Below are 767 nucleotides of genomic sequence, written 5' to 3'. Positions count from 1 at the left end.
GTCGTCGTCACCATTAACAACAAAACCTACACCACGGTGGTGGATGCATCCGGCAACTGGAGCGTCGGCGTTCCGGCGGCGGATATCACTGCCCTGAACGACGGCACCACCACTGTGTCAGTGACCGTCACCAGTGCCGCAGGCAACAGCGGTACTGCCACCCATGATGTGACGGTGAACACCGCCGCGCCGGTGGTGACCATTAACACCGTGACCGCCGACGACGTGATCAACGCCGCCGAGCAGGGCGCGGACCTGACGCTTTCCGGCACCACCACCAGTGTGGAAGCCGGCCAGAACGTCACCGTCACCTTTGGCAATAAGACATATACCGCCAGCGTTGACAGCACCGGCCACTGGATGCTGGTCGTCCCGGCTGCGGAACTGGCTGGTCTGACCGACGGCAGCGCCCGCGTGGAGGCCAGTGTCAGCAATGCGGCAGGTAACAGCGCGTCGGCCACCCACGACTACAGCGTGGATACGGGCGCGCCGCTGATCGCCATCAGCACCATCGCGGCTGACGATATCCTGAACGCCACCGAAGCGCAGGCGGATCTGCTGATCGGCGGCACCACCACCGCCCCGGCGGGGCAGACGGTGACCGTGACGATTGGCGGTACCGGCTACACCACCCAGGTGCAGGCCAACGGCAGCTGGAGCGTGACCGTCCCGGCAGCGGACGTGGCCTCCATCACAACGGGGGCAGTGACGGCCAGCGTGGCAGACGCCGCCGGTAATACCGGTTCGGCCAGCCATACCCTGACCGT

Annotated in this window: 1 protein-coding gene; it reads left to right on the top strand. The window is 65.7% G+C overall.

The window, feature by feature from the left end; genetic code table 11:
* Positions 1–767, top strand: a 767-nt coding sequence (locus tag OGY07_RS00060; RefSeq protein ID WP_286597901.1) for an Ig-like domain-containing protein, incomplete at both ends; no start/stop codon positions are given.

This window comes from Citrobacter sp. Cs237, assembly GCF_030332325.1.
Taxonomy (GTDB): Bacteria; Pseudomonadota; Gammaproteobacteria; order Enterobacterales; family Enterobacteriaceae; genus Citrobacter_A; species Citrobacter_A sedlakii.
The sequence above is the reverse complement of the archived record's forward strand: the minus strand, read 5'-3'. Positions and strand labels throughout refer to the sequence as shown.